The sequence below is a fragment of the Sphingomonas sp. genome, assembly GCF_024508665.1.
Lineage (GTDB): Bacteria > Pseudomonadota > Alphaproteobacteria > Sphingomonadales > Sphingomonadaceae > Sphingomonas.
Genome location: NZ_JANINP010000006.1, coordinates 998,472 through 1,024,986 on the forward strand (window position 1 = coordinate 998,472; position 26,515 = coordinate 1,024,986).

Here is a 26,515-nt window from a genome sequence, read left to right on the forward strand (position 1 = left end):
GCGCTGGCCGATCTTGGACCCATGGCCACGCTCCATCGCTACCGCGTCTTCGAAACCGCGCATGGTATCGCCGCGATCGCGTGGAGCGGCGAGGCGGTCACCGCCTTTCGCTTGCCCGGAGAGTCGGCTCGCGACGCGGAATGGTCGCTGCTTCGCCGCTTGCCCGATGCCGTTGCCGGCGACCCGCCGCCTGCCGTCGCGGCGGTGATCGCCGACGCGATCCGCTATTTCGCCGGGGAGCCGGTCGATTTCGATGCCGTCGCGATCGATCTTGGCGAGCAGGAGCCATTCTTCGCACGCGTCTATCACCGCGTCCGCGCGATCGGGCGCGGCGAGACGATGACCTATGGCGCCGTTGCCAGGGAATTGGGCGCGGGGCCGGAAGCGGCGCGCGCGGTCGGCCAGGCGATGGCGCGCAATCCGATCCCGTTGATCGTGCCATGCCATCGCGTGCTGGCCGCGGGCAGCAGGGTCCACGGCTTCTCGGCCCCTGGCGGCGCGCTCGCCAAGGTACGGATGCTCGAAATCGAGGGCGTCGCCACCGAGCCGCCGTCTGCGGCGCAAACCACATTCGATTTCTGAGTCCTAGGAGTTTGTTTCAGCAAGCTGAAACAGTGCCGCGCCAGCCCGCTCAACGAAGCTGAAACGACGCGCCGCTTGCGCTTTACCGCGCTGCGGCATAGACGCCGCGCCGTGACGGGTTCCCCGCAAGGGGAAGCAAAAGGGAAGTCCGGTCGAGACGCCGGCGCTGCCCCCGCAACTGTGACCGGAGAGCGGTCGCCCCATTAATGCCACTGACTTCGGGGTCGGGAAGGCGGGGCGGACGCGATGACCCGGGAGCCAGGAGACCTGCCCGCCACGGTCGATCCTTTGCGCGGACGGGGTGTGCCGGGCGAACGAGGGACATCCCTCGCGTGAGCGACATGAACCGGGCCGTACGGTCCGGGTGTCGCGTTCAGGCGCCCGGAGTCCGCGGCCCCACGAAAGGGGCATGTCCAATGTTGAAGTTTTCCATCCTCGCGACGTCGGCGTGCGCCGCGATCGCCATCGCCGCACCGGCCTATGCGCAAGACAAGCCGGCGATCGACGATACCGATATCGTGCTCGCCGATCAGATCCGAACCGATATCATCGTGACTGCGACCGGCGTGCCGCAGGCGCCTGAGACGATCGGTCAGGCCGTAACCGTGATCGACCGCCAGACGATCGAGCAGCGCCAGACCGTGGCGCTGTCCGACCTACTCGCGACCACGCCCGGCGTGACGGTGTCGCGCAACGGCGGGCTTGGCGCGCTGACCGCTGTCCGCATCCGCGGTGCCGAGGACTCACAGACGCTGACCCTGATCGACGGCGTGAGGGTCAACGACCCCTCGTCGCCGGGCGGCGCGTTCGATTTTGCCAATCTGCTTGCCGGGTCGATCGACCGTGTCGAGGTGTTGCGCGGCCCGAACTCGGTTCCCTGGGGCAGCCAGGCGATCGGCGGCGTGGTCAACGTCACCACGATGCAGCCGGGCTATGGCCTCCAGGCGCGCGGCAATGTCGAATATGGCAGCTACGACACGGTCTTCGCCAATGGCGGCGTATCGGGGCGGAGCGGCATCGTGTCTGCATCGCTCAACGCCGGCTATCTCAAGACCAATGGCTTCTCGGCCGTGTCGTCGGGCACCGAACCGGACGGTTATCGTCAGATCGGCGCAACCGGGCGGATCGAGATCGCCTTCACCGACAATATCAGGCTCGACCTGCGCGGCTATTATGCCCACAGCAAGGTGGATATCGACGGCTTCGACGGTGTGACCTTCCTGCCCGCGGATGACGGCGAATATGCCAAGACGCAGGAATTGTACGGCTATGCGGGCCTCAACGCCGATTTCCTCGGCGGCCGCTTCAGGAATCGCGTCGCCTTCACCATCGCCGACATCAATCGTGACAATTACGATCCGGCATTCGGCTCCGCGGTCAGCTTCTTCGGCCGCGGCCGAAGCGAGCGCTATCAGTATCAGGGCGATTTCCAGGTGATCGATCAGGTCCGATTGGTCGCCGGCGCCGAGCATGAGGATACGCGCTATTTCGACGGCGATCTGGCGGCGACGCGCGGCGTCACGAGCTTTTACGGCGAGGTCATCGTATCGCCGGTCGATCGCCTGACCGTGACGGGCGGCGTGCGTCATGACGACGATTCGGCGTTCGGCGGGCATACCACCTGGGCGGCCAATGCGGTCTATACGCTGCCGACCGAGACGACCTTGCGCGCCAGCTATGCCGAAGGGTTCAAGGCGCCGACCCTCTACCAGCTCTATGGGCGGTTCGGGACGTCGGTGTTCGGCAACAAGGATCTGAAACCCGAAACCGCGCAAAGCTATGACGTGGGGGTCGAGCAGCGGCTGGTCGGCGGGCGGATCGTCGCCGGGATCACCTGGTTCCATCGCGACACGACCGACCAGATCGATTTCGGTCCGGCCTTCACCTACGTCAACATCGACCGCGCTCGGGCCAAGGGGATCGAGTTCGCGCTGTCGGTGCGACCGAGCGATCGGCTGACGCTCAGCGGCTCCTATAGCTTCATCGATTCGACCAATCTGTCGCCCGGCACCGATTTCGGCAACGATTTGGCGCGGCGTCCGCGTCAATCGGTCAGCGCGTCGATCGACTGGAAGACTCCCGTCGGCCTGGGCGTCGGCGCGACGGTGCTGAGCGTGGGTGACAGTTTCGACGATGCCGGCAATTTCAACCGGCTCGAGGGCTATACGGTCGTCGGGTTGCGCGCGGACTTCCCAATCGGGGACAAATTCTCGATCTATGGCCGGGTCGATAATCTGTTCGATGAGAAATATGCCGTGGTGAAATATTACAGCACGCCGGGCCGCGCGGCCTATGGCGGCATTCGCCTGAAGTTCAATTGAGGCGATTGATCGCCCTCATCACCTTGGGACTGGCGGGATGCGTCAACGCGCAACCTGCCAGCACCGGGGGGATCGTCTCGACCAATCCCTGCGCCGACCAGTTGTTGCTCGCGCTGGCACCGGATCGGGTGACGGCCATCAGCCATTATTCGCAGGAACCGGGCGCGACCTCGATCCCGCTCGACTTGGCGCGGCGCTATCGCGCGACTGCCGGGACGGCCGAGGAAGTGATCGCGCTCAAGCCTGATCTGGTCGTTGCGTCGAGCTTCACGCCCAATACCACGCTCGACGCGTATCGCCGCGCCGGGCTCAAGGTGCTGACTCTCGATTCGCCGACGACGGTCGCCGCCAGCCGCGACCAGATCCGCAGCGTCGCCGCCGCGGTCGGCGCACCGGCGGCGGGAGAGCGGCTGATCGCCCGGATCGATCGTGCGGTGGCGGATGCCGTGCCGCGCGATGACCGCCGGCCCGCGACGCTTCTCTATATTTCCGACAGCTTCGCCAATGCCGGGCCCAGCCTGCTGACCGAAATGGTCGGACTCGCAGGACTGGGCGATGCCAGCAAGGATTTCGGTCTCGCTTTCTCGGGCAACGTGCCGATCGAGAGCTTGGTCGCGCATCCGCCGCGGATCGTGCTCGATCCAGACCCGGATGGCCGCACCGCATCGCTGCGCCGCCGCGTGCTCGGCATGGCGGGGTACCAAGTGATCGAGGAGCGGTTTCCGCGCCAATTGGTCAATTGCGGCGGTCCGACCATCATCCCGGCGCTGCGCACCCTCGCCGCCATCCGATCGCGGGCCCTATCATGATTGTTTTGTCATGAACCGCGCGCTCCGCCTCGGGCTGCTCGTCCTGCTGACCGCGGCCCTGTTCGCGCTGTCGCTGATGGCGGGGAAACAATGGATCCCGCTCGACGCCTGGTTCGGTCATGATCCGCGTTGGGCGATCATCGCCGAATTGCGTATCCCTCGCGCGGTGCTCGGCGTGTTGCTCGGCTCCGCGCTCGGCCTGTCGGGCGCGGTGCTGCAGGGCTACCTCAGGAACCCGCTCGCCGATCCGACAGTGATTGGTGTGTCATCCTGCGCGGCGCTGGGGGCGGTCGCCTCGATCGTGCTGGGGGTCGGTGCGGGCTGGCTGGGCCAGTTCGGCTGGGCGATGGCCGGGGCAGGGGGCGCGATGGCGCTGCTTGCAATGCTCACCGCGCGCGCCGAGACGCCGGTGGTGTTCGTGCTCGCCGGTACCGTGCTCGCCAGCCTGGCCGGCGCGCTGACCGCGTTCCTGATCTCGATCGCGCCAAACCCCTATGCCATCGCCGAGGCGATCGACTGGCTGATGGGTGCGCTGACCGATCGTGGGCCCGACGATGTGGTGATGGCGGCGCCGTTCATCGGCGCGGGCATATTGGTGATGCTGTTCACCGGCCCCGGGCTCGACGCGCTGGCGCTGGGCGAGGACGCGGCGCGGTCGCTCGGCACCAATCTCGGTAGATTGCGCTGGCTGGTGGTGATCGGGACGGGCTTGGCGGTCGGCGCTGGCGTCGCGGTGACGGGCGTGGTCGGGTTCGTCGGTCTGGTCGTCCCGCATCTGTTGCGGCCGGTCTTCGGCGCCAAGCCGTCGGCGTTGCTGGTCCCGAGCGCGCTCGGCGGCGCCGCTCTGACGCTCGCCGCCGACAGCTTGTGCAGGTTGGCGCCAGGCGCGGGCGAGGTACGGCTGGGCGTCGCTATGGCGTTGATCGGCGCGCCGTTCTTCCTCGCCTTGCTGTTCCGCGAGGGAGCCAAGCAATGGCGCTGACTCTCGACCGCGTGACGCTCGACCTGCGCGGGCGGAGGGTGCTTACCGACGCCAGTGCTACATTCGCCGCTGGCCGCATCACCGTGATCCTTGGGCCCAACGGCGCGGGCAAGACCAGCCTGTTGCGCGCCGCCGCCGGGCTGATCGCCCCCAGCGCCGGCAAGATCACGATTGCCGGCCATGCGATCGCCGCGATGCGGGGCGACGAGCGCGCGCGGACGATCGGTTACCTGCCGCAATCGGGTGACGTCGCCTGGAACATGCCGGCGCGCGATGTCGTCGCGCTCGGTCGCCTGCCGCATCGGACCAGTGCCGCTGACGATATCGCCGCTGTGCTCGCGGCGATGACGGCAACCGACACAGAGCAATTCGCCGATCGTCGCATCGGCGAGCTGTCGGGTGGCGAGCGTGCGCGGGTGCTGTTGGCGCGCGTGCTGGCAGGCGAGCCGCAATGGCTGCTCGCCGACGAGCCGCTGGCGAGCCTCGACCCGGCGCATCAACTCGATCTGCTCGATCGCCTGCGCGGACAGGCGACGCGCGGAGTCGGCGTGGTCGTCGTGCTGCACGATCTGGTGCAAGCCGCGCGGGTCGCGGAAGAGATCGTGATGCTGCGTGACGGCCGGGTCTTCGCAGCCGGTTCGCCCGCCGAGGTATTGACGCAGAAGCATCTGCGCGACGCGTTCGGCGTCGACATCCTGCTGTTTGCCGATGGCGAGGGGCGGATGCTTCCCGTTCCGGCGGGGCGGACCGGATCAGCTTAGTCGGCCGCCGATCGCCTGAAGCCAGGTGGACACCGCCTGGATCCGCGAGGTCGCGTGAGTGTCCTGATGCGTCACCAGCCAGAAGGTGCGATGGACGGCGATACTCTCACCCAGCACGGCCTCCATCTTGGGATCGTGCTGCGCCATGAAGTCAGGTAGCACCCCGATCCCCCCACCAGCGGACACCAGCGAGCGCTGGACGTTGATGCTCGTGCTGCGGACCTGGGGTGACAGGCCGGGCTCGATCTCCGACAGATAGTCGAGCTCGGGCGCATAGATATGCTCGGGCACGTAGCCGACCAGAACGTGCCTGCCGAGCTCGGCGTTTGAGGCCGGTCGGCCATGACGGTCGAGATAGTCGGGCGTGGCGTAAAGCCGCAGCCGATAGCGCGCGAACTCGACGGCGCGGAGTTGCGCGCTGCGTGGACGCGCAAGCATCACTGCGATGTCCGCCTCTCGTTTCGACGGGTTGAGGAAGCCGGACGCGGTGATGAGGTCGAGCCGGATGCGCGGGTGGCTCGCCTGGAACGGTGCGATTGCCGGCGCGATCACCCAGGTTGCCAGCCCTTCCGCCACGCTTACCCTGACATGGCCGGCGGGGGCCAAATCACCCGCAGGTGCGATCGCGGCGACGACAGCCGATTCGATCGTCTCTGCGTGCGCGAGCAAAGCTTCGCCTTCCTCGGTCAGCCGGCGTTCGCCCCCGACCGACTCGAACAGCGGCCGATCGACGCGCGCCGCCAGCCTGGCGAGCCGGCGGCCGACGGTGGTGGCATCGACGCCGAGCGACCGCGCCGCCGGCGCGATCCGCTTCGATCGCGCGACCGCCAGGAAGATACGCAGGTCATCCCAATTCTGCATCGCGCTACCTGCATTTTTGCATGTTCATTCGGCAATTAAGTAGTCTTGCGTGCGAATTTGCCTAGTGAAATAGAGGGCCGAGCCGAACAAGCGCCCCAGGAGAGTTGACCATGCGCACCATCGACCATTTCATCGCCGGGGCCGCCGGCGGTGGCGCGACCCGGACCAGTGACGTGTTCGACCCCAACACCGGTCAGGTTCAGGCGAAGGTCAATCTCGGCGCGCAAGCCGATCTCGATCGCGCCGTCGCTGCGGCGCAGGCCGCGCAGCCCGGTTGGGCCGCGACCAACCCGCAGCGTCGCGCCCGCGTGATGTTCGCGTTCAAGGCGCTGGTCGAAAGGAATATGGACGAACTGGCGCACCTGCTCTCGTCCGAACATGGCAAGGTGATCGCCGATTCGAAGGGCGACATCCAGCGCGGGCTCGAAGTCGTCGAGTTCGCCTGCGGCATTCCGCATGTGCTCAAGGGCGAATACACGCCCGGCGCCGGCCCCGGCATCGACGTCTATTCGATGCGCCAGCCGATCGGCATCGGCGCGGGCATCACCCCGTTCAATTTCCCGGCGATGATTCCGCTGTGGATGGGCGCGGTCGCGACCGCGTGCGGCAACGCCTTCATCCTCAAGCCGTCGGAGCGCGATCCCTCGGTGCCGGTGCGCCTGGCCGAACTGATGCGCGAAGCCGGCATGCCCGAGGGCATCTTCCAGGTCGTCCATGGCGACAAGGAAATGGTCGACGCGATCCTCGATCATCCGGCGATCGCCGCGGTCAGCTTCGTCGGCTCGTCCGACATCGCGCATTACGTCTATAATCGCGGCGTCGCCGCCGGAAAGCGGGTCCAGGCGATGGGCGGCGCGAAGAACCATGGCATCGTCATGCCCGACGCCGATCTCGACCAGGTCGTGGCCGATCTGTCGGGTGCGGCCTTCGGCTCGGCCGGCGAGCGTTGCATGGCGCTCCCTGTTGTAGTGCCGGTCGGCGACAAGACGGCCGAAGCGCTCAAGGAAAAGCTGATCCCGGCGATCGCGGCGCTGCGCGTCGGTGTGTCGACCGACAACGACGCGCATTACGGCCCGGTGGTCAATGCCGCGCACAAGCAGCGCGTCGAGAACTGGATCCAGACCGGCGTCGACGAAGGCGCCGAGCTGGTGGTCGATGGCCGCGGCTTCACATTGCAGGGCCATGAACAAGGCTTCTTCATCGGCCCGTCGCTGTTCGACCATGTCACGCCCGACATGCAATCGTACAAGGAAGAGATTTTCGGGCCCGTCCTGCAGATCGTCCGCGCGCCCGATTTCGAGACCGCGCTCAAGCTGCCGAGCGATCATCAGTATGGCAACGGCGTCGCCATCTTCACTCGCAACGGCCACGCCGCGCGCGAATTCGCCGCGCGGGTCAATGTCGGCATGGTCGGGATCAACGTGCCGATCCCGGTGCCGGTCGCCTATCATACCTTCGGTGGCTGGAAGCGCTCGGCGTTCGGCGACACCAACCAGCACGGCATGGAAGGCGTCAAGTTCTGGACCAAGGTCAAGACCGTGACGCAGCGCTGGCCCGACGGCGGCGTCGGCGACGGCGCCAACGCCTTCGTCATCCCGACGATGGGCTGAGGGCGGGGCGGTCGGCGACGACCGCCTCGAACTTCTCGTGGTAGCGCGGGTGCTCCGTTCCCATCCACCGGTCCCACCAGGTGAAGTAGAGGCCGTAATTGTGCCGGCCTTCGCTATGGTGGAGATCGTGGTGCGTGGTAGTGGTCAGCCATCCGGTCCAGCGGCTCTTCGTGAAGCCCGACCAGGCGAGTTCGTGACCCGAATGGCCGATCACGTTGCGGATGATCTGGTGGAGCAGGAACGCCAGCACAACCAGCGCATGGAATGGCACTGCAGCCAGGAACAGGGGGAGGAAGGCAGCCTCGAACGCCGCCTCGATCGGCGCGAAGCTGTACGCGGCCCAGGGCGTCGGCGTGCGCGACATGTGATGCGTCATGTGCGCGCGGCGGAACAACGCCTTCAGGTGCAGCGCGCGGTGCATCCAGTAGAAATAGGCGTCGTGGGCGATCACGATGCCGGCGAACTCGATCCCGGCCAGCCAAAGCGGCGGGGCGGCCATCGAGACGTGGATTATCCCCATGCGCGCCAGCGCGATCGTCAGCATGGTCGAGGCGGCGAAGGTCACCAGGGTGATCAGCGAATTGATCACTTCGTGCTGGAGATCCGCGAAATCGGGCGTGCGCAACTGGATGCGCCGGCGTTCGGTCCAGCGGGCGCCGAGCCAGAGGATCAGGGTCACCGCGCCCGCCGCGCCGACATAGCGGACGAGTTCGATCATATAGCCATGGGCGCCTCCCATGATCAGCGTTGCGATCCAGTCGGTCATGTCATGCTCCCGTCGAATGATGCGGGAGAAGTGGCCGATCGTGCCTGCGGGGTCGCCGCGATGCCGGAAAAAGCCGATCGATTCCGGAATCGATCAGCTATTTTCGAAACCGCCGAGCGCGGCGCGGCGCCAATCGGTCGGGGTCTGGCCGGTCGCGTCGCGGAACGCGCGGTTGAACGGCGCGAGGCTGCCATAGCCCAGGTCCATGGCGATGGTGAGGACCGGCAGCGCGACCTTGGCCGGGTCGGTCAGCCAGCACTTGGCGTCGGCGACGCGATGCGTGTTGAGGAAGTCGGAGAAGTTGCGATAGCCAAGGCGCTGATTGATCAGCGCACGCAGGCGATGCTCGGGCACGCCGAGTTTCCCGGAGAGAACGCCGATGGTCAGGCCCGGCTCGCGATAGACATGGGCGGCCATCGCCGCCTCGAGTTGTTGCCTCAGGACATTCTCGGCGGGGCTGAGGCTCGGTTGGGTCGCGGGCTGGGTTTCGCCGTCGAACAGCAATTCGGCATTGCTCGACAGGAGCACGGCGCCGAACGCCATCACGGCAATGAAGGTCGTACCGGATTGCAGCAGCATCAGCCCGGCCAGTGTGTGCAGATAGCCGAACCAGCTCTCGACGATCACGATGCCCAATGTCTGCAGGCCGACGACGATGACGAAGCCGGTGCGGAAGGCGCGGCGCCGCTCGATCAGGTCGTCGCCGCGTTCGGTGATCGCGACCCAGATGGCATGCGCGGCGCAGGTGAAGGACAAAGCGTGCTGCGCGATGTCGGCGGCGACGGGCATGCGGTGCGTCCAGTAGAAGGCCGCGACGAAATTCGCCCAGCAGGCCAGCGTCACCGCGCAGCCCAGGACCAGCAGGCGCCGGCTGACCGGGCGCTCGAAGATCAGGTGCGCGAACACCCACAGCAGCAGCGGCGCCATCTGCGATCCCAGCTGGATCAACGGCCAGATACGCATGCTCCGTACGTCGATCACCGGCGCTACATCGGCCAGATACGCCGCCACGCACAACAGCAGCAGCACCGTCACCCAGCGGATCGCGCGCGGCGCGTGGCTGCGGCCGATCACCAAAGCGATCAGCATCAGCTGCCCCGCCGACAGCAGGCGCAATACGGTATCGATCAGCAGCATCCGATCCATGACGCCTGCGTTATGGCTTCGCTCCAGACGCGGGTCTATGGCCCTTTCCACACTGCCCAGACGAGATTCTTCGCATGACCAACCAGTTCGACCTGACCGACGACCAGCGCGAGATCCAGGAGCTTGCCAGGCGGTTCACCGCCGATCGCATCACGCCGTTCGCCGCGGAATGGGACGAGAAGAGCCATTACCCGGTCGATGTCTGGAAGGCGGTCGGCGAGCTCGGCTTCGGCGCGATCTACGTGTCCGAGGAATCGGGCGGAATCGGGCTCGGCCGGCTCGAGGCGGCGCTGATCATGGAAGCGATGGCCTATGGCTGCCCGGCGACCAGCGCGTACATCTCGATCCACAATATGGCGACCTGGATGATCGACCGGTTCGGCGACCAGGCGATCAAGGACCGTTTCCTTCCCGATCTGGTCAGCATGAACAAGATCGCCAGCTATTGCCTGACCGAGCCGGGTTCGGGCTCGGACGCGGCGGCGCTCAAGACCAGCGCGAAGCGGGACGGCGGCCATTATGTTCTGAACGGCACCAAGCAGTTCATCTCGGGCGCCGGGTATAACGACATCTATGTCTGCATGGTGCGCACCGGCGAGGAGAAGTCGAAGGGCATTTCCTGCCTGGTGGTCGAGAAGGACACGCCCGGCCTGTCGTTCGGCGCGCCCGAGAAGAAGCTCGGCTGGAATGCTTCGCCGACCGCGCAGGTGATTTTCGAGGATTGCCGCGTGCCGGTCGAGAACCGCGTCGGTGCCGAGGGCGACGGTTTCCGTTTCGCGATGGCGGGACTGGACGGCGGCCGGCTTAACATCGGCGCCTGCTCGCTGGGCGGCGCGCAGCGTTGTCTCGACGAGGCAGTGAAATATACCAAGGAGCGCCAGCAATTCGGCACGCCGGTCGCCGATTTCCAGAACACCCAGTTCATGCTCGCCGACATGGCGACCGACCTCGAGGCGGCGCGAGCGTTGCTCTATCTCGCCGCGGCCAAGGTGACGGCGAACGCGCCCGACAAATCGCGCTTCTCGGCGATGGCGAAAAGGCTGGCGACCGACAACGGTTCGTCGATTGTCGATCGCGCGCTGCAGCTGCATGGCGGTTACGGCTATCTTCGCGACTATCCGATCGAACGCTTCTGGCGCGACTTGCGGGTGCATTCGATCCTGGAGGGGACGAACCAGGTCATGCGCATGATCGTCGGCCGGGACCTGACCCGGCAATGAGGGGGGTGGCTAGTTCCTCCCCGTTTACGGGGAGGGGGACCGCTCGCGTAGCGAGTGGTGGAGGGGGGTATCCGCACATGCACCGCTTGGGGAGAGCCCCCTCCACCAAGCCGCTGCGCGTCTTGGTCCCCCTCCCCGTAAACGGGGAGGAATTATGACCGAGGACATCCTGACCTTCATCGAAGGCAAGGTCGGGCGCATCCGGCTCAACCGGCCGAAGGCGATCCATGCGCTCAACACCGCGATGTGCGCCGCAGTGCTCGACGCGCTCGCTGCCTGGCGCCACGACCCCGCGGTCGAAGCGGTGATGATCGACCATGCCGAAGGTCGCGGCTTCTGTGCCGGCGGCGACATCCGGATGCTCGCGGAAAGCGGTGCGAAGGACGGCGTTGAGGCGCGCGAATTCTTCTTCACCGAATATCGCATGAACCACCGCCTGTTCACCTATGAGAAGCCGGTGGTCGCGTTCATGGACGGAATCACGATGGGCGGCGGCGTTGGCATTTCGCAGCCGGCGCGTTATCGCGTCGCGACCGAGAATACCCGGCTCGCCATGCCCGAGACCGGGATCGGCTTGTTCCCCGATGTCGGCGGCGGCTGGTATCTGTCGCGCCTACCGGGCCGCGTCGGGCAATATCTCGCGCTGACCGGACATCGCCTCGACGGCGCCGAATGCCTCAATCTCGGTCTGGCCAGCGACTATCTGACCAGCGACACGCTGGACGAGGCGAAGGCGCGGATCGCGGCGGCACCGACCGAGATCGAGGAAATTCTGGGCGAGCTCGGCGCCCCGGTGCCCGAGGCGAAGATCGTCGCGCAGGAAGAGGACATCAATCGGCTGTTCGAATCCGACCGGCTGGAGGACATCTATGCCATGCTCGAGACCGAAGGCGGCAGCTGGGGCGCGGCGACCTTGGCGACGCTGAAGACGAAATCGCCGCAAACGATGAAAGTGTCGCTCCGCCTATTGGCGGAAGGACGGCAGATGGTCGATTTCGCCGCCGAGATGGCTCAGGAATATGCCGTCGGCGCGCGCGTCGTCGTGCGGCACGACTTCCTGGAGGGCGTTCGCGCGGTGATCGTCGACAAGGACAATGCGCCGGTCTGGAACCCCGACACGCCGGAAGGCGTCACCGACGAATTGATCGATTCCATTTTTGCACCGTTGCCAACAGAAGAGGCCTGGACACCCGCATGACCTACGAAACGATCCTGGTCGAGCAGCGCGAGGGCGGCGTCACGCTGATCACGCTCAACCGGCCGCAGGCGCTGAATGCGCTCAACAATCAGGTGCTGGGCGAACTCGTCGCCGCACTCCAGGCATTCGACGCCGACGCCTCGCAGGGCTGCGCGGTGCTGACCGGCAGCGAGAAGGCGTTCGCCGCCGGCGCCGACATCAAGGAGATGCAGCCGCAATCGTTCGGCGACATGTACGGCAACAATTATTTCGCCGGCTGGGAGCAGTTCACCCGCACCCGCAAGCCGGTGATCGCGGCGGTCGCGGGTTTCGCGCTCGGCGGCGGATGCGAATTGGCAATGATGTGCGATTTCATCCTCGCCGCCGACACTGCCAAATTCGGCCAGCCCGAGATCAAGCTGGCGGTCGCGCCCGGCATGGGCGGCTCGCAGCGGCTGACCCGCGCGGTCGGCAAGGCCAAGGCGATGGAGATGTGCCTGACCGGCCGCTTCATGGATGCCGAGGAAGCCGAGCGCGCCGGTCTGGTGTCGCGCATCATTCCCGCCGCTGAGCTGGTCGAGGAAGCGGTGAAGACCGCCGCGACCATCGCGTCGATGGCGCCGCTCGCGGTCCTCGCCAACAAGGAAATGGTCAACGCCGCGTTCGAGACGACGCTGATGCAGGGCGTGCAGTTCGAGCGGCGGCTGTTCCATGGTTTGTTCGGAACCGAGGACCAGAAGGAAGGCATGGCTGCGTTCGTCGAGAAGCGGCCGGGCGTCTGGAAGGGCAAGTAATCACGCCCTCGCCCCTCCACAGGAGGGGAGAGGGTTGCGGAGACTTGGGTCGGCGAAGCCGGCCCTAGTCGTAGCTGGGAGAGGGGTGGGTCGAGCGCAGCTCGACGCGAGCCGGCGGCTCGCTCGACCCCTCTCCCAACCTTCGCTAGGCGCCCCGGCGAAGGCCGGGGCACCAAGCTGCGGTATCCCTCTCCCCTTCCAGGGGCGAGGGCGGAAAGGAAGTACAATGGCACGCGTCGCATTCATCGGGCTGGGAAACATGGGCGGCGGGATGGCCGCGAACCTGGCGAAGAAAGGGCATGACGTGCGCGCCTTCGACCTGTCCGCCGAGGCGCTCGACAAGGCCAAGGCCGCCGGATGCCTGCCTGCGGCGAGCGCGGCCGAAGCGGTCGATGGGGCCGAGGCGGTGATCACCATGCTCCCGGCAGGCAAGCATGTCGAAAGTGTCTATAACGACTCGATCCTGGGCGTGGCGCCGGTTTCGGCAATCCTGATCGATTGCTCGACGATCGACGTCGCCACCGCCAAGCGCGTGGGGGAGGCGGCGCAGGCCAAGGGTTATGCATCGGTCGACGCGCCGGTGTCGGGCGGGATCGCTGCGGCCAACGCCGGCACGCTGACCTTCATGGTCGGCGGCTCGGCAGAGGCGTTCGACCGCGCGCAGCCGTTTCTCGCCGATATGGGCAAGGCGGTGATCCATGCCGGCGCCAGCGGCGCGGGGCAGGCGGCCAAGATCTGCAACAACATGGTGCTCGGCGCCGAGATGATCGCGACCTGCGAGGCGTTCGTGCTGGCCGACAAGCTCGGCCTCGATCCGCAGAAATTCTTCGACATCGCCAGCGTGAGTTCGGGCCAGAGTTGGTCGCTGACCTCTTACGCCCCTTGGCCGGGGGTGGGGCCGGAAACGCCGGCGGATCGCGATTACCAAGGCGGCTTCGCGACCGCGCTGATGCTCAAGGATTTGCGGCTGGCGATGGAAGCGGCGGCCTCGGTCGACGCCGACACGCCGATGGGAGCCAAAGCGGCCGAGCTATACCAGGCGTTCAACGAAGCGGGGAATGGCGGGCTCGATTTCTCGGCGATCATCCGGCTGCTCGGCAAGGACCGGCAATGAGCGTCGCGTTCCGCCGCGAGAGCGACGAGGAGCATAAGGAGCCGCGCTTCGAGCTGCCGATCCCGGCCGGGCCGAATCTGGTGACCGAAGGCGGACCGGCGTTGATTGACGGGCACATCGCCAAGCTGGAGGCCGAGCAGGCCGACGCCGACGAAGCTCGACGAGAGGAGATCGCGCGTAGCCTGCGCTATTGGCACACACGGCGAGTGACGGCGATCGTGGCGCCGGTGCCGCCGGCGAACGAGATCGCGTTCGGATCGCGCGTGCGGATCGCTGTCGATGGCAGCGAGCGGGTTATTCGCATAGTTGGCGACGACGAGGCTGATCCAGCCGCAGGGCTGATCGCGTTTTCAGCGCCGCTTGCACGAGCATTGATCGGCGCGGCGGACGGGGAGACGGTGTCGCTTCCCGGACGGCCCGATGCGGTCGAGGTGATCGAAATACTTCCGGTCGCGTCGACATAGAATCTCCCCTCCCTGGAAGGGAGGGGCAGGGGGTGGGTGCGCGCGAAGCGCGTCTGCACTGTCCTCCGAGGATATTTGGCTGCCCGGCAAAACAGCGATGACGAGACATCGAGCCTCGTCATCGCTCACCCACCCCTTGATCCCCTCCCTTGCAGGGAGGGGAGACAACAAGGGCAACCCTGCTGGACAATTGTTCGTCATTGTGGCGGAAGGGCAATCCCTCCTCGAGCCCAGGATCCTCACCGATGTTCAGCCGCCTGGCGCGCTTCTCCACCGCCGCACTCATTCTCGTCGCGACGACCGGCGCAAGCCCGTCCAGCTATCAACCCCGCGAAACCTTCGCGCCGTTCGACATGGGCCAGGCGGTCAACCGCTATCGCGGCGGCGACGGCATGCCCGGCCCGGACTATTGGCAGAACCGCGCCGATTACGTGATCCGTGCGACGCTCGACCCCGCCGCGCATACGATCAAGGGCGAGGTCGCGATTACCTATACCAACGCCAGCCCGAGCGCGCTCGACGTGCTGTGGCTGCAACTCGAGCAGAATATCTACCGCCCCGGGTCGCGTGGCGGCCTGGCGCAGGGCGGCGCGCCGCGCGGCAATACCGAGGGGATGGCGCTCGACCAGGTGACGGTGACGCTCGGCAAGACTGCGGTGGCGGTCGATCCGGTGGTCAGCGACACCCGCGCACAGCTTCGGTTGCCGGCGCCGCTCGCGGCGGGCGGCAAGGCGGTTATCCATATCCGCTATCATTACGAAGTGCCCAATGACGCGTTCGGCGGGCGCACCGGCTGGATGACCGCGAAGAACGGAGCGCCGATCTATTCGGTCGCCCAATGGTATCCGCGCATGGCGGTGTTCGACGACCTTCGCGGCTGGGACACGGCGCCCTATCTCGCGCAGGAATTCTACCTCGAATACGGCAATTTCGATTATTTCATCACGGTGCCGTCGGACATGATCGTTGCCGGATCGGGCGAGCTGGTAAATCCGCAGGAGGTGCTGACCCCGCAGCAACAGGCCCGGCTGGCGGCGGCGCGACGGAGCGACCGCACGGTGATGATCCGCGAGCCCGAGCGGATCGGCGATCCGACCACGCGACCCAAGGCAGGACCGCTGACCTGGCATTTCCACATGGATAATAGCCGCGACGTCGCGTTCAGTGCCTCGTCGGCCTTCGCGTGGGACGCGGCGCGGATCAACCTGCCTGGCGGCAAGGCGTCGCTCGCGATGTCCTTCTATCCAGCGGAATCGGCCGGCCCCGACAAATGGGGCCGCTCGACCGAATATATGAAGGATGCGGTCGAGCGCTATTCGGCGAAATGGTTCCCCTATCCCTGGCCGAACGCGATCAACATCGCCGGTCCAGCATCGGGCATGGAATATCCCGGCATCGTGTTCGATGGGGTCGAGGACAAGGGCAAGGAGCTGTTCTGGATCAGCGCGCACGAAATCGGGCACAGCTGGTTCCCGATGATCGTTGGCTTCGACGAGCGCCGCCATGCCTGGATGGACGAAGGCTTCAACACCTTCATCGACACCTATGAATCGGACGAGTTCAACCGCGGCGAATATGCCCCCAAGCGCGACAGCGAATATGCGCCGGGGGGCGGCAATCCGGTCGACGAGATCCTGCCGATCCTGGCCGATTCCGACGCCCCGCCGATCCTGTCGCGGTCGGACACAATCCTGAACAAATACCGCCACCCGGTGACCTATTTCAAATCGGCCTTGGGACTGGTGCTGTTGCGCGAACAGATTCTGGGGCCGCAGCGCTTCGATGCTGCGTTCCGGCGCTTCATCGCCGCCTGGGCGTTCAAGCACCCCAAGCCCGCCGACTTCTTCCGCGCGATGGAAAGCGAAAGCGGAGAGGACCTGTCCTGGTGGTGGCGCGGCTGGTACGCGAACAACTGGCAGATGGACCTGGCGATCGACGGCATTTCGACGGCCAAGGACGGCACGCCGCTGGTCCGCGTCGTGTCGCGCGACAAGCTCGTCATGCCGGCGACGTTGCGCGTGACCTATGCCGACGGGCGGACGACCGACATCGTGCTGCCGGCGGAGACGTGGATCCGCCAGGCGGCGACCGATGTAGCGATACCGCGCGGCGATGTGGTCAGGGCCGAGCTCGACCCCGATCACAAAATCCCCGACCGGGACCGGTCAAACAACGTCGCGACGCGGAAGTAAATAGCCTCAGCTGGGTAGCGACCGCTTGCCTCAAGCGATTCCCCTCCCTGCAAGGGAGGGGTTAGGGGTGGGTGAGGGCGGGACGAGGCTCAATGCCTCGTCCCGCGCTGTTTTGACGGTGCGTGGTTTGAGTCTCTGGCGGCGTGCGGACGCGCTCGCGCGCGCGCCCACCCCCGACCCCTCCCTTCCAGGGAGGGGAGTGGCAGCGTCAAAAGCCGATCCGCCGGCCCCCTTCCGGCCGCGACGCCACTTCCCTCGCCACCAGCGCGACCAGCGCCTCGGGTTCGGGCCGCGCCTCGGCGAAGCGCAGGCCGCGCGCCACCACCGCGAGGTCGCCCGGCGTCACCCCACGCAACTCAGCCAGCGAGCGTGGCGCCGGCACCCCGAATGTCCGCTCGAACGCCTTCGCCGCGCGCGCCGGGGACAGTGCGCTCAGTTCGAGCTTGAACACGAACCGCCGCATCGCCGCAGGATCGAGCTTCGCCGCATAGTTGGTCGCCGCGATGAACGGCAACGGATGCCGTTCGAACCAGGTCAGCAATTCGTTGACCTGGCTCACTTCCCAACTCGCCTGCGCATTGCCGCGATCGGCGAGGATCGAGTCGATCTCGTCGAACAACAGCACGGCCTCCTCTTCGCGCGCCTCGGCGAAGGCGTCGGCGATATTCGCCTCGGTACCGCCAACCCATTTGGACAACAGATCCGACGCCCGCTTGACGATCAGCGGCCGGTCGAGCCGCTCGGCCAGGTGATGCGCCAACGCGGTCTTGCCGGTGCCGGGCGGTCCCGTCAGCAGCAAGGAGAAGTCGCGCGGTGCGTCGGCGCGCGTCACGCGGTCGAGCAAGGCAGCGACGTCGACGTCCGCTTCGACCAAGGCAGGATCGAACCCTTTCGTGCCTTCGACCGGGCGCAGCGGGCCTGAAAGCGCCGTTACCAGAGATTCGGCCGCCGCCACCGCATCGCCACCGGCCAGTTTGGCCGTCCGGATAGCCACGCGCGCAACGCTCGCCGCTTCGGGCGCGCGCGTCACCAAGGCGTTGAACGCCGCTGGAACGGCCACGCCCTCCTCGGCCGCGATCCGCGCGAGCACTTCCCGCGCCGCCCGCGCCGACGGCTGCTTCATGTGCAGCACGAAGCTCATCCGCCGCAGAATGGCGGGATCGACGTTGCCGATCGCATTGCTGGTCCAGATCACCGGCAGCTTGTTGGTTTCCAGCATCCGGTTGACGAATACCTTTGAGCCCTGTCGCCCCTGGATCGAATTGCCGCTTCCGCGTGCCGCGTCGCCGATCAAATCCTCGAACTCGTCGAACAGCAACACGGTATTGCCTCGTGTCGCGAACGCTCGCTGGCCGATCATGAGCGACTCGATCCGGTCATCGCGGGTCGGTTCCTCGCCATCGAACACATTCTCGCCGACAGCGAACAAGACCACGCTCGCGGCTGCCGCCAGGCTGCGCGCGAACTCGGTCTTACCTGTCCCCGGCGGTCCGTGGATCAGGATGTTGACCCCCTCGGCGCGCGTTGCGACCGCGCCGCGCAGCATCCGCGCGAGCATGTCGGCGTAGCCCTTGGCCTGCGGGAATGCGTCGAGCGGCAGGCGTGCCTGCTGGCGCATGCCGACCATTGCGGTGACGATTTCCTCGCCATCCTCGATGCCGCGATCGAGCAGGCGTTCGAACCGCCAGGCCGTCTCTATCCGCGGCGCGGACAGATATTCCTGCGACAGCTCGAACAGGCCAAGCCGCATCACCGGGCTGGCACGCGTGGCGCCGGCGCTGGGTGCGCCGGCCGCGATGCCGATCATCGCCGCCATGTCGACTTGCGCGCGCGCCATGGCTCGCGCCAGCGCATTGGCACGCGGGCGTCGCTCGAACACGAGCGCGTAGAACAGCAGACGGCGGTCGAACTCGCCCAGCTGCAGCATGTCGCCCAGCGACGCGGTCAACGTCGCCAGCGCGTCGTCGGCGTCGCCCGCCTTCGCCGCGCGCTTCGCCATTTTCTCGATCCAGCCGAGGTCGACCGTCACATCCTTGATGGTCTTGCCCGCCAGCCAGCTCGCATTGGTTTCGCCCCACTCGATCAGCGCGCGGCTGACCTGAGCGGAGCTTCGATGAGTATCGATCAGGTGGCGCAACAGCGTCGCCACCAGGCGCAACTCGCCCATGACATCTCCTTCGTGCCGCACGCGCGCAAAAGCGCACGCACGCGACAGCTCGTTTAGTGGTTGTGGAGATCGGCGCGCCCGATGCCCGCGGGCCGGCGCGCAAGGGATTGCGCTAGGGCTGGCGCGGGACGCGGACGGAGCGGAGCCCCGTTATGATCTTGCGTCCAAACATGCAGTGTCCTCACTTGTCGGGCAGACTCGCCGCCCGAGGCCGGGCCCGTTACGCCCGTGGACCGATAACGTCAAGCGTCGCCGCCGAGCATCACGCTTGCCGCCGTCACGCGACACGCTACACCGTCGGCAAAACAGGGGAATCATCGATGGCGACGGTAATGGCGGAAGAGTTGCGGCCGGATCCGAGCCCATCCGACATCCGGCTGGTCATCGCCGCCTCGTCGCTCGGTACCGCGTTCGAGTGGTACGATTTCTTCATCTACGGCACGCTCGCCAAGATCATCGGCGCGGCGTTCTTCCCGGCGGGGAACGAGATGGTGCAGACTTTGCTCGCCTGGGCCGGGTTCGCCGTCGGATTCGGTTTCCGTCCGTTGGGCGCGGTGTTGTTCGGTTATCTCGGCGACAAGCTCGGTAGGAAATACACTTTCCTCGTCACCATCACGTTGATGGGTATCGCGACGGCGGGGGTCGGCTTGATCCCGCCTGCCGCGCAGATCGGCCTATGGGCGCCCGGTATCATCATCCTGTTGCGTGTGGCGCAGGGCCTGGCGCTGGGCGGCGAATATGGCGGCGCGGCGATCTACGTCGCCGAACATTCGCCGGCGGGCAAATCGGGTTTTTATACCAGCTTCATCCAGGCCTGCGTCGCGGGCGGGTTCATCCTCTCCCTTGCGGTGGTGCTGCTGACCAAGCTTGCCGTGAGCGAAGCTGCCTGGGCGGCCTGGGCATGGCGGTTTCCGTTCCTGTTCTCGCTGGTACTGCTCGCGGTATCTTTGTGGATGCGGCTCAAGCTCAGCGAGAGCCCGGTGTTCCGGGCGATCAAGGAGGCGGGCGAGACGGTCAAGAATCCGATCGTTTCCAGCTTCACTTATCCCGGCAATCTCAAGCGGCTGTTCGTCGCCTTGTTCGGCGTCGCCGCCGGCCTGACCGTGATCTGGTACACCGCGCTCTTCTCCACCCTGTCGTTCCTGACCACGACGATGCGCGTCGAGGAAACCACCGCGCAGTTGATCGTCGGCGCGGCCGGCGGCGCGGGATTGTTCTGGTTCATCTATTTCGGGCGCCTGTCCGATCGCGTCGGTCGCAAGGGGCCGATCGTGATCGGCTATGCGGTGACCCTTGCCCTGCTGTTCCCGATCTTCTGGGTGATGGGCAGCGCGGCCAATCCCGATCTCGCGCATGCCGCCAAGCGCGCGCCCGTGATCGTGTCGGGGCCGCATTGCACCTATGATCCGTTCGCCGCGAAGCAGGTCGACGAATGCGGCCAGTTGCTCGACTATTTCTCGAAGAAGGGCATCGCCTACACCAAGGACACGACGCCCGCGATCGCGGTAATCATCGGAGGAGACGCAGTCGCCGACACCAGCCCGGCCGGGCTCGACGCGGCGCTTGCCGCCAATGGTTACAAGCTGGACAAGGTGCGACCGACGGCGATCGGGATCGCGGTCATCATCTTCGCCATGCTGGTGATGGGCGCGCTTGCGGGGGCGACTTACGGTCCGGTCGCGGCCTTGCTCGCCGAAATGTTTCCGGCGCGCATCCGCTATAGCTCCATGTCGATCCCCTATCATATCGGCACCGGCTATTTCGGCGGCTTCCTGCCGTTCATCAGCCAATATATCGTCGCGAAGACCGGCAATCCCTATGCGGGGCTGTGGTATACCTGGATCGTCGTGTTGATGGCGTTGCTGGTGTCGCTCTGGGGCTTGAAGTGGAAAGGCGACAAGCTTCCGGATTGAACCCGGTCCAGGGGTGGCACGCCGCGCTGCCTCCCGCTAGGCAGCGCGCATGTTCGATCTTGCGCTCCGCCTGCGTCGCGATGCCGACGCTCTAGTGACCAATTGGCGTGCGCTGGCACGGTTGAGCGGGACCGCGGCGTGCGGCGCGGCGATCAAGGCCGATGGTTATGGGCTTGGCGCCGGCTGGGTGGCGGAGACTCTTGCGGCGGCGGGATGCCGCGATTTCTTCGTCGCCACCTGGGCCGAAGCCGCCGCACTCGCGCCGCTCGGCCTGCCCAATCTGGCAGTATTCCACGGCGTGCGCGACGAGGATATGGAATTGGCCCTGTCGGGCATCGCGACGCCGGTGCTCAACACGGCCGTGCAGGCTGCGCGCTGGCGGAACGCGGGAGGCGGCGCCTGCCATGTCATGCTCGATACGGGCATGAACCGGCTCGGATTAGGCGAGGGCGACCTCGCCGCCGGCGCGCTCGAGGGGCTCGTAGTGGATACGCTGATGAGTCACCTCGCCTCGGCCGACGAGGATAGCGCGCAGAATGGCGAGCAACGCGGCCGGTTCGTCGCGATGGCCGACAAGGTCGCGGCGCGACGACTGAGTCTCGCCAATTCGGCCGGGATCGCGCTCGGGCCCGATTACACGTTCGACCTCACGCGGCCGGGTCTCGCGCTCTATGGCGGTGTTCCGCGACCGGAGCTTGCCGGCGTGATAACGCAAGTGGCCTTCCCCGAAGCGCAGGTGCTCCAGCGCCGCACCGTGCGTGCGGGAGAGGCGGTGGGGTATAATGCCACCTGGGTAGCGCCGGTTGATACGGAGATCGCGATCCTCAATTACGGTTATGCCGACGGTTATTTCCGGGGCTTTTCGGGGCGGGGCGCGGCGTGGCTAGGGGATTCGGTCCTGCCATTGATCGGCCGCGTGTCGATGGATTTGATCGCGATCGACGTGACGGGCCACGATGTGGCCGAGGGCGATTGGCTCTGGGTCGATTTCGACCTGCCGCGCGCGGCGGCGCAGTCGGGCATGTCGCAATATGAATTGCTGACGGGATTGGGATCGCGTTTCCGCCGAGTCGGTTGACCGGCCCCAACTAAGGAGCCGGTCGCCGACTTGTCAGCTCACCGCTCGACGCACATCGCGATTCCCATTCCGCCGCCGATGCAAAGCGTCGCCAGGCCCTTCTTCGCGTCGCGCTTGGCCATCTCGTAGAGCAGAGTCGTCAGCACGCGCGCGCCCGAGGCGCCGATCGGGTGTCCGATCGCGATCGCGCCGCCATTGACGTTGACCCTGTCCGGATCCCAACCGAGTTCCTTGCCGACCGACAGCGCCTGCGCGGCGAAAGCCTCATTCGCTTCGATCAGATCGAGATCGGCGATCGACCAGCCGGCCTTTTCCAGCGCGCGGCGGGTCGCCGGCACCGGGCCGATACCCATGATCGACGGATCGACCCCGGCCGATGCCCAGCTCGCGATCCGCGCGAGCACCGGCGCGCCGCGCTTCGCCGCCTCGTCGGCCGACATCACCACCAAGGCCGCGGCGCCGTCGTTCAGGCCGGAAGCATTGGCCGCGGTCACCGTGCCGTCCTTCTTGAACGCGGGACGCACGCCCGACACGCTGTCGATGGTCACGCCCGCACGGATATATTCGTCGTCGGTGACGACCGTGTCGCCCTTGCGGCCTTTGATCGTGACGGGCGCGATCTCGTCGCGGAAGCGACCAGACGAGCGGGCCGCGTCGGCAAGGTTCTGAGAGCGGACCGAGAACGCGTCCTGCATCTCGCGCGTGATCTGATATTGCTCGGCCAGGTTCTCGGCCGTGATTCCCATATGATAGCCGTTGAACACGTCGGTCAGGCCGTCGCGGATCATCGTGTCAACCAGCTCGAGCGAGCCCATTTTCTGGCCGGCGCGGATGGTCTGGGCATGCGCGCTCTGCGACATCGATTCCTGACCGCCGGCGACGACGATCCGCGCATCCCCGGTCGCGACCGCCTGCGCCGCCAGCGCCACCGTGCGCAGGCCCGATCCGCACACCTGGTTGACGCCCCAGGCCGGGATTTCCTTGGGCACGCCGGCAGCCATCGATGCCTGCCGCGCGGGGTTCTGGCCCTGGGCCGCCGTCAGGACTTGGCCCAGGATGACTTCGGACACTTCCTCGCCCGCGACCCCGGCCTGCGCCAGCGCGGCTTCGATCGCGACGCGGCCAAGCTCGTGCGCCGGGGTCCCGCCGAACGCGCCCATGAAGCTGCCGACCGGCGTGCGCTTGGCGGCGGTAATGACGATGTCGGTCATGGAGACTCCGATTCAGCTGTGGGTTTGGCGGCTATCTAGGCGCGCTTTAGCCACTGCGCCAGCGGCTCCCACAATTGTACTTTCGCTCGGCCACCCACGATCATGCCGACATGTCCCGAGCCCAGGTCGTGGCGATCGGTCAGGTCGGCGGCACTTTCCTTCGGGACGATGCGGTCGCTGAGCGAGACGAATTCGACCGCGGGGCAGGGGAGGGCGTGTGGGTCGACCGTGCGACCCGCGACGGTCCAGCCGCCTGTGCCGGTCAGGTCGTGGCCGACGAACTCCTCGAACAGCTGCCGGCCGGCCGCGTAGGGCAAGGGCGCGCCGGCATTCGCCCAGTCCTCCAGCGCGATGAATCCGTCCCAGGCGGGACTGCCGGGCTCCATACGCCCGAACGCCTCATATTTGCTCACCGTGCGGCCCGGATCGAGCCGCCAGAATCCGGTCTGCAGCACTTCCATCGGGACCAACCCCATGCGTTCGCAGGACGGCCTGGCCGATTGCCACAACTCGCCGATCGCCGCGCGCCCGCCGCCGAAGCCCGCGAAATGCCATGGCGTGGCGATCAGTGCGAGCCCGGCCACCGCGCCTGCCGCCGCGGCGGCGAGCGCCAGGGTGCCCCCAAGGCAATAGCCGACCAGCAACGGCGGCTCGTCGAACCTGGCGATGAGGGGCAACAATATACGCTCGACATGCGCGGTCACGTCCAGCGCTCGATCGGCCGACGACGGCTCGCCCCAATCGAGCAGATAGGGATGCAGGCCTTGTTCGCTGCACCAGCGCAACAAGGAATTTTGCGGCGCAAGATCGAGGATGAAAGGCGGGTTGATCAGCGACGGCACGAAGATCACCGGCCGGCCAGCGCCACCATAGTCGCGAAGGCGGGCTCGCTGCTGCCTGTATCGTATCGGTGCGAGACGCCTTTTGCCCTTGCGCGGCGCTTGCTGATACGCCCTCAGTCCAGCCAAGGCGGCGGCGCGGCGCTCGGGCGATGCTGCGGTTTCTTCGCGCAGCATGTCGAGGAATAAGGGTAAGGGGCGCGGTCCATGTTGCGGTGCGTCATGCATCGGTGGTACAGCCGCGACAAATCATTGGAGGGGCGCTCCCATCATGAAGAAGCAGGCGGCCGCCGACGGCCCGGTGATCATCAAGAAATACGCCAATCGCCGACTCTATAATACCGAAAGCTCGTCCTACATCACGCTCGACCATCTCGCCGCGATGACGCGCGAGGGGCGTGATTTCAAGGTCGTCGACGCCAAGACCGATGAGGACATCACGCACAACGTGCTGACTCAGATCATCATGGAAGAGGAAGCGCGCGGCCAGACGATGCTGCCGGTCAATTTCCTGCGTCAGTTGATCGCGATGTACGGCGACTCGATGCAGGCGTTCGTGCCGAGCTATCTCGAAGCGTCGATGGATAGCTTCCGCCGCAACCAGGAACAGTTCAAATCGGCGGTCGAGGGCGCGTTCGCCAACTCGCCCTTCGCCGAGATCGCCAAGCGCAACATGGCGATGTTCGAAGCGGCGACCTCGGCGTTCAAGCCGCAGACAGGAGCTGCCGCCCCTGCGACTCCGGCCAAGCCGGCAAGTGCCGACGACGACGTCTCCGCCCTCAAGGCCGAATTGGCGCGCCTGCAGGAAAAGATCGAGAAGCTCGGCCACTAAGAATCGTGGACTTTTCGGCGAAACAGATCGCCGGGGCGGTCGCGGCTGCCCTGGCCATCCTGGCGCTTGCCGCTGGAATAATCGATTGGCGCCACCGCAAGCGTAGCGATCTCGACCGGGTGTCTTTGATCGACTGGCGCAATGTCCAGGTATTCGCGCTGATCGCCACGATCATCGCGGCGGCGGTCGCGTTCCAGCTTTAGCGCCGCCGACCGGGACGGCGCGGGCGGGCAGGTCGCGGCGCAAATAGACCAGGGTGCGATACTCGGCGCGTGGCACATTGTAGATCACGCGATAGCCGCCCAGTGCCGCCTTCAGCGCCGCCAGGCTGCCCGGATTCCAGATGCCGAGCAGGCGCGTCGAGGTGACGATTACCGGCGGCCGCGCGGCGAGGATGCGCCGGACCTCGGCCGCTTCGTCGATTCCGGTCGCGCCCTGCTCGGTGGTATAGGCCAACAGGTTCGGAAAGGCGTAGCGCGTGGGCAGGCAGGTGCCGGCGTGCTGGTAGGTGAACGTGTCGCCGATAAAGACATAGGGGCAGCCACCATGGCTGTTGGCCTTGACCAATTCCGCGACAGCGTAGGCGCCTTCGCCATCATTGCTCTTGATCCCGCGCTCGACGACGTTGAGCAGCAGCCCGAGCGCCAGAGTGGCGATGAGCAGCCGCGACGACCGGCCCAGCGCGCGCGCCGCGACCACCGCGATCGGCGCGACGAGCGGCAAGGCGTAATGATCGAAGAACGTGCCGATCAGCAGGAACCCGCCCCCGGCCGCCGCCAGCCAGCCAAACCCGATCACCGCTTCCTCGCGTCGATCGGTGCGGGACCGCCACGCCCAGGCGATCGCCGCCGACACGATCAATGGCGACAAGGTCGCGACGATGCCGAGCAGCCGCATCGCCAATTGGTCGGTCGGATAGCCCGCGCGCAGGAAGATCGAGGTGACGTTGGCGAACCAGAAGGCGTCAAACGCCGTCGGACCCAGGTGCCAATAATATGCGCCGATCGCCAAGGTCGGCGCCAGGCCCGCCAACACCCACAATAAGGCGGCACCGGCGAGCAGCGTCCAGCCCGCGCCGGTGCGGCGCAGATACCAGAGATGGGCGCAGCCGATGAACGCGCCTTCGATCGCGGGCGTGTATTTGGCCTGGATCGCCAACCCGCCGAGGAGGCAGGCGACCGTTCCCCAAGCGACGATCGCGCGGGTCGCGCCTGCCCGCGCGCGCTCGGGCAAGTGGAGCGCGATCAACGCCGCGCCGGCAACGAACAGATTGTAGAAGACCGGCGATTGTCCGCCGCGGCCACCCAGCAACGGCAACCAGATCAGATACGCCGCGCCAGCCGCCAGCGCGCCCGTTCGGCTTGCCCCCGTTCGTAATGCCGCGCGCCAGACGATATAGGCGGTCGCGGCGGCGAACAGGCTCGCGACCAATTGATAGGCGATCACGCCGTCGCCCGGCAGCAGGCGCATCGCGGCATAAAGCAGGAACAGCCCAACCGGCTTGCGGTCCCAGATGTCGAGATAAGGTATCGCGCCGTGCACCATGCGGTCGCCGACCAGCAGATAATATTGCTCGTCGACATGGATGACGGGATTGCCGAAGTCCCAGGCGCGCAGGGCGAGCGCGACGACCGCGAGCACCGCCGCCATCTGCCAGGCCCTGAGACGATCCAACC

The 26,515-nt window shown here is 66.4% G+C and carries 23 protein-coding genes and 1 riboswitch; of the genes, 16 read left to right on the forward strand and 7 right to left on the reverse strand.

What is annotated here, in order from left to right; genetic code table 11:
* Positions 1-21: 21 nt before the first annotated feature.
* The 5 genes from Q0L25_RS13600 (at position 22) to Q0L25_RS13620 (ending at position 5,455) form a co-directional block, all read left to right on the forward strand.
* Positions 22-582: a methylated-DNA--[protein]-cysteine S-methyltransferase gene (locus Q0L25_RS13600; protein ID WP_296615089.1), complete on the forward strand. Its 561-nt coding sequence runs from the start codon at positions 22-24 to the stop codon at positions 580-582.
* Positions 583-681: 99 nt separating this feature from the next.
* A riboswitch (cobalamin riboswitch) is annotated at positions 682-872 on the forward strand.
* A gap of 126 nt (positions 873-998) precedes the next feature.
* Positions 999-2,903 (forward strand): TonB-dependent siderophore receptor, encoded by a 1,905-nt coding sequence (locus tag Q0L25_RS13605; RefSeq protein ID WP_296615091.1) that lies wholly within the window; start codon positions 999-1,001, stop codon positions 2,901-2,903.
* Positions 2,904-2,908: 5 nt separating this feature from the next.
* The gene (locus Q0L25_RS13610) at positions 2,909-3,712 is read left to right on the forward strand and encodes an ABC transporter substrate-binding protein (RefSeq protein WP_296615093.1); all 804 of its coding nucleotides are present in this window, start codon (positions 2,909-2,911) and stop codon (positions 3,710-3,712) included.
* A 10-nt stretch (positions 3,713-3,722) separates the two neighbouring features.
* Positions 3,723-4,694, forward strand: coding sequence for an iron ABC transporter permease (locus Q0L25_RS13615; RefSeq protein WP_296615096.1), 972 nt, complete (start codon positions 3,723-3,725; stop codon positions 4,692-4,694).
* Entirely contained in the window at positions 4,685-5,455 is a 771-nt protein-coding gene (locus tag Q0L25_RS13620; protein WP_296615098.1) for an ABC transporter ATP-binding protein, read from the forward strand. Before Q0L25_RS13615 ends, Q0L25_RS13620 begins: the two co-directional genes overlap by 10 nt.
* On the opposite strand, the gene Q0L25_RS13625 is transcribed toward Q0L25_RS13620, so the two are convergent.
* Positions 5,447-6,316, reverse strand: coding sequence for a LysR family transcriptional regulator (locus Q0L25_RS13625; protein ID WP_296615100.1), 870 nt, complete (start codon positions 6,314-6,316; stop codon positions 5,447-5,449). The genes Q0L25_RS13620 and Q0L25_RS13625 overlap by 9 nt on opposite strands.
* Positions 6,317-6,426: 110 nt before the next feature.
* On the opposite strand from Q0L25_RS13625, the gene Q0L25_RS13630 reads away from it, so the two are divergent.
* The gene (locus Q0L25_RS13630) at positions 6,427-7,926 is read left to right on the forward strand and encodes a CoA-acylating methylmalonate-semialdehyde dehydrogenase (RefSeq protein ID WP_296615102.1); all 1,500 of its coding nucleotides are present in this window, start codon (positions 6,427-6,429) and stop codon (positions 7,924-7,926) included.
* Here the strand turns inward: Q0L25_RS13630 and Q0L25_RS13635 are convergent.
* Positions 7,907-8,692: a sterol desaturase family protein gene (locus tag Q0L25_RS13635; protein ID WP_296615104.1), complete on the reverse strand. Its 786-nt coding sequence runs from the start codon at positions 8,690-8,692 to the stop codon at positions 7,907-7,909. The genes Q0L25_RS13630 and Q0L25_RS13635 overlap by 20 nt on opposite strands.
* Positions 8,693-8,785: 93 nt before the next feature.
* Positions 8,786-9,838, reverse strand: coding sequence for a helix-turn-helix domain-containing protein (locus Q0L25_RS13640; protein ID WP_296615106.1), 1,053 nt, complete (start codon positions 9,836-9,838; stop codon positions 8,786-8,788).
* 74 nt (positions 9,839-9,912) lie between these two features.
* Between Q0L25_RS13640 and Q0L25_RS13645 the strand changes: the two genes are divergently transcribed.
* The 6 genes from Q0L25_RS13645 (at position 9,913) to Q0L25_RS13670 (ending at position 16,799) form a co-directional block, all read left to right on the forward strand.
* Positions 9,913-11,058: an acyl-CoA dehydrogenase family protein gene (locus Q0L25_RS13645; RefSeq protein WP_296615108.1), complete on the forward strand. Its 1,146-nt coding sequence runs from the start codon at positions 9,913-9,915 to the stop codon at positions 11,056-11,058.
* A gap of 154 nt (positions 11,059-11,212) precedes the next feature.
* Positions 11,213-12,256 carry an enoyl-CoA hydratase/isomerase family protein gene (locus Q0L25_RS13650; RefSeq protein WP_296615110.1) on the forward strand — a complete coding sequence of 348 codons (1,044 nt, stop codon included), beginning with the start codon at positions 11,213-11,215 and terminating at the stop codon, positions 12,254-12,256.
* On the forward strand, positions 12,253-13,029 hold the full coding sequence (locus tag Q0L25_RS13655; protein ID WP_296615112.1) for an enoyl-CoA hydratase: 777 nt from the start codon (positions 12,253-12,255) through the stop codon (positions 13,027-13,029). Before Q0L25_RS13650 ends, Q0L25_RS13655 begins: the two co-directional genes overlap by 4 nt.
* A gap of 226 nt (positions 13,030-13,255) precedes the next feature.
* Positions 13,256-14,143, forward strand: a complete 888-nt coding sequence (gene mmsB, locus Q0L25_RS13660) for a 3-hydroxyisobutyrate dehydrogenase (protein ID WP_296615113.1) — start codon at positions 13,256-13,258, stop codon at positions 14,141-14,143.
* Positions 14,140-14,607 carry a GreA/GreB family elongation factor gene (locus tag Q0L25_RS13665; RefSeq protein WP_296615114.1) on the forward strand — a complete coding sequence of 156 codons (468 nt, stop codon included), beginning with the start codon at positions 14,140-14,142 and terminating at the stop codon, positions 14,605-14,607. The genes mmsB and Q0L25_RS13665 overlap by 4 nt, the downstream gene beginning before the upstream one ends.
* Before the next feature lie 245 nt (positions 14,608-14,852).
* Positions 14,853-16,799 (forward strand): M1 family metallopeptidase, encoded by a 1,947-nt coding sequence (locus tag Q0L25_RS13670; protein WP_296615118.1) that lies wholly within the window; start codon positions 14,853-14,855, stop codon positions 16,797-16,799.
* Between the two features lie 208 nt (positions 16,800-17,007).
* Here Q0L25_RS13670 and Q0L25_RS13675 read toward each other — a convergent pair whose 3' ends face one another.
* Positions 17,008-18,966, reverse strand: a complete 1,959-nt coding sequence (locus Q0L25_RS13675) for an AAA family ATPase (RefSeq protein WP_296615120.1) — start codon at positions 18,964-18,966, stop codon at positions 17,008-17,010.
* A 320-nt stretch (positions 18,967-19,286) separates the two neighbouring features.
* On the opposite strand from Q0L25_RS13675, the gene Q0L25_RS13680 reads away from it, so the two are divergent.
* The gene (locus tag Q0L25_RS13680) at positions 19,287-20,879 is read left to right on the forward strand and encodes an MFS transporter (RefSeq protein WP_296615122.1); all 1,593 of its coding nucleotides are present in this window, start codon (positions 19,287-19,289) and stop codon (positions 20,877-20,879) included.
* 49 nt (positions 20,880-20,928) lie between these two features.
* Complete coding sequence (locus Q0L25_RS13685; protein ID WP_296615124.1) at positions 20,929-21,957, forward strand: alanine racemase; 1,029 nt, start codon at positions 20,929-20,931, stop codon at positions 21,955-21,957.
* A 38-nt stretch (positions 21,958-21,995) separates the two neighbouring features.
* Here Q0L25_RS13685 and Q0L25_RS13690 read toward each other — a convergent pair whose 3' ends face one another.
* The gene (locus Q0L25_RS13690; RefSeq protein ID WP_296615125.1) at positions 21,996-23,168 is read right to left on the reverse strand and encodes an acetyl-CoA C-acetyltransferase; all 1,173 of its coding nucleotides are present in this window, start codon (positions 23,166-23,168) and stop codon (positions 21,996-21,998) included.
* Between the two features lie 35 nt (positions 23,169-23,203).
* A complete protein-coding gene (locus tag Q0L25_RS13695; RefSeq protein WP_296615127.1) occupies positions 23,204-24,184 on the reverse strand; it encodes an alpha/beta hydrolase in 981 nt (326 codons plus the stop codon).
* A 94-nt stretch (positions 24,185-24,278) separates the two neighbouring features.
* On the opposite strand from Q0L25_RS13695, the gene phaR reads away from it, so the two are divergent.
* Both phaR and Q0L25_RS13705 read left to right on the forward strand, forming a co-directional pair.
* Positions 24,279-24,839, forward strand: a complete 561-nt coding sequence (gene phaR / locus Q0L25_RS13700; RefSeq protein WP_296615129.1) for a polyhydroxyalkanoate synthesis repressor PhaR — start codon at positions 24,279-24,281, stop codon at positions 24,837-24,839.
* 5 nt (positions 24,840-24,844) lie between these two features.
* Positions 24,845-25,042, forward strand: a complete 198-nt coding sequence (locus Q0L25_RS13705; RefSeq protein ID WP_296615131.1) for a hypothetical protein — start codon at positions 24,845-24,847, stop codon at positions 25,040-25,042.
* Here the strand turns inward: Q0L25_RS13705 and Q0L25_RS13710 are convergent.
* Positions 25,011-26,489 (reverse strand): hypothetical protein, encoded by a 1,479-nt coding sequence (locus tag Q0L25_RS13710; RefSeq protein WP_296615133.1) that lies wholly within the window; start codon positions 26,487-26,489, stop codon positions 25,011-25,013. The two genes, Q0L25_RS13705 and Q0L25_RS13710, sit on opposite strands and share 32 nt — an antisense overlap.
* Positions 26,490-26,515 lie beyond the last annotated feature (26 nt).

Excerpts from the sequence above, each read along its gene's own strand:
- Q0L25_RS13600 (WP_296615089.1), top strand. The coding sequence starts at position 22 with ATGGCCACGCTCCATCGCTACCGCGTCTTCGAAACCGCGCATGGTATC.
- Q0L25_RS13605 (WP_296615091.1), top strand. The coding sequence starts at position 999 with ATGTTGAAGTTTTCCATCCTCGCGACGTCGGCGTGCGCCGCGATCGCC.
- Q0L25_RS13615 (WP_296615096.1), top strand. The coding sequence starts at position 3,723 with ATGAACCGCGCGCTCCGCCTCGGGCTGCTCGTCCTGCTGACCGCGGCC.
- Q0L25_RS13620 (WP_296615098.1), top strand. The coding sequence starts at position 4,685 with ATGGCGCTGACTCTCGACCGCGTGACGCTCGACCTGCGCGGGCGGAGG.
- Q0L25_RS13625 (WP_296615100.1), bottom strand. The coding sequence starts at position 6,316 with ATGCAGAATTGGGATGACCTGCGTATCTTCCTGGCGGTCGCGCGATCG.
- Q0L25_RS13630 (WP_296615102.1), top strand. The coding sequence starts at position 6,427 with ATGCGCACCATCGACCATTTCATCGCCGGGGCCGCCGGCGGTGGCGCG.
- Q0L25_RS13635 (WP_296615104.1), bottom strand. The coding sequence starts at position 8,692 with ATGACCGACTGGATCGCAACGCTGATCATGGGAGGCGCCCATGGCTAT.
- Q0L25_RS13640 (WP_296615106.1), bottom strand. The coding sequence starts at position 9,838 with ATGGATCGGATGCTGCTGATCGATACCGTATTGCGCCTGCTGTCGGCG.
- Q0L25_RS13645 (WP_296615108.1), top strand. The coding sequence starts at position 9,913 with ATGACCAACCAGTTCGACCTGACCGACGACCAGCGCGAGATCCAGGAG.
- Q0L25_RS13650 (WP_296615110.1), top strand. The coding sequence starts at position 11,213 with ATGACCGAGGACATCCTGACCTTCATCGAAGGCAAGGTCGGGCGCATC.
- Q0L25_RS13655 (WP_296615112.1), top strand. The coding sequence starts at position 12,253 with ATGACCTACGAAACGATCCTGGTCGAGCAGCGCGAGGGCGGCGTCACG.
- mmsB (WP_296615113.1), top strand. The coding sequence starts at position 13,256 with ATGGCACGCGTCGCATTCATCGGGCTGGGAAACATGGGCGGCGGGATG.
- Q0L25_RS13665 (WP_296615114.1), top strand. The coding sequence starts at position 14,140 with ATGAGCGTCGCGTTCCGCCGCGAGAGCGACGAGGAGCATAAGGAGCCG.
- Q0L25_RS13670 (WP_296615118.1), top strand. The coding sequence starts at position 14,853 with ATGTTCAGCCGCCTGGCGCGCTTCTCCACCGCCGCACTCATTCTCGTC.
- Q0L25_RS13675 (WP_296615120.1), bottom strand. The coding sequence starts at position 18,966 with ATGGGCGAGTTGCGCCTGGTGGCGACGCTGTTGCGCCACCTGATCGAT.
- Q0L25_RS13680 (WP_296615122.1), top strand. The coding sequence starts at position 19,287 with ATGGCGACGGTAATGGCGGAAGAGTTGCGGCCGGATCCGAGCCCATCC.
- Q0L25_RS13685 (WP_296615124.1), top strand. The coding sequence starts at position 20,929 with ATGTTCGATCTTGCGCTCCGCCTGCGTCGCGATGCCGACGCTCTAGTG.
- Q0L25_RS13690 (WP_296615125.1), bottom strand. The coding sequence starts at position 23,168 with ATGACCGACATCGTCATTACCGCCGCCAAGCGCACGCCGGTCGGCAGC.
- Q0L25_RS13695 (WP_296615127.1), bottom strand. The coding sequence starts at position 24,184 with ATGCTGCGCGAAGAAACCGCAGCATCGCCCGAGCGCCGCGCCGCCGCC.
- phaR (WP_296615129.1), top strand. The coding sequence starts at position 24,279 with ATGAAGAAGCAGGCGGCCGCCGACGGCCCGGTGATCATCAAGAAATAC.
- Q0L25_RS13710 (WP_296615133.1), bottom strand. The coding sequence starts at position 26,489 with ATGGCGGCGGTGCTCGCGGTCGTCGCGCTCGCCCTGCGCGCCTGGGAC.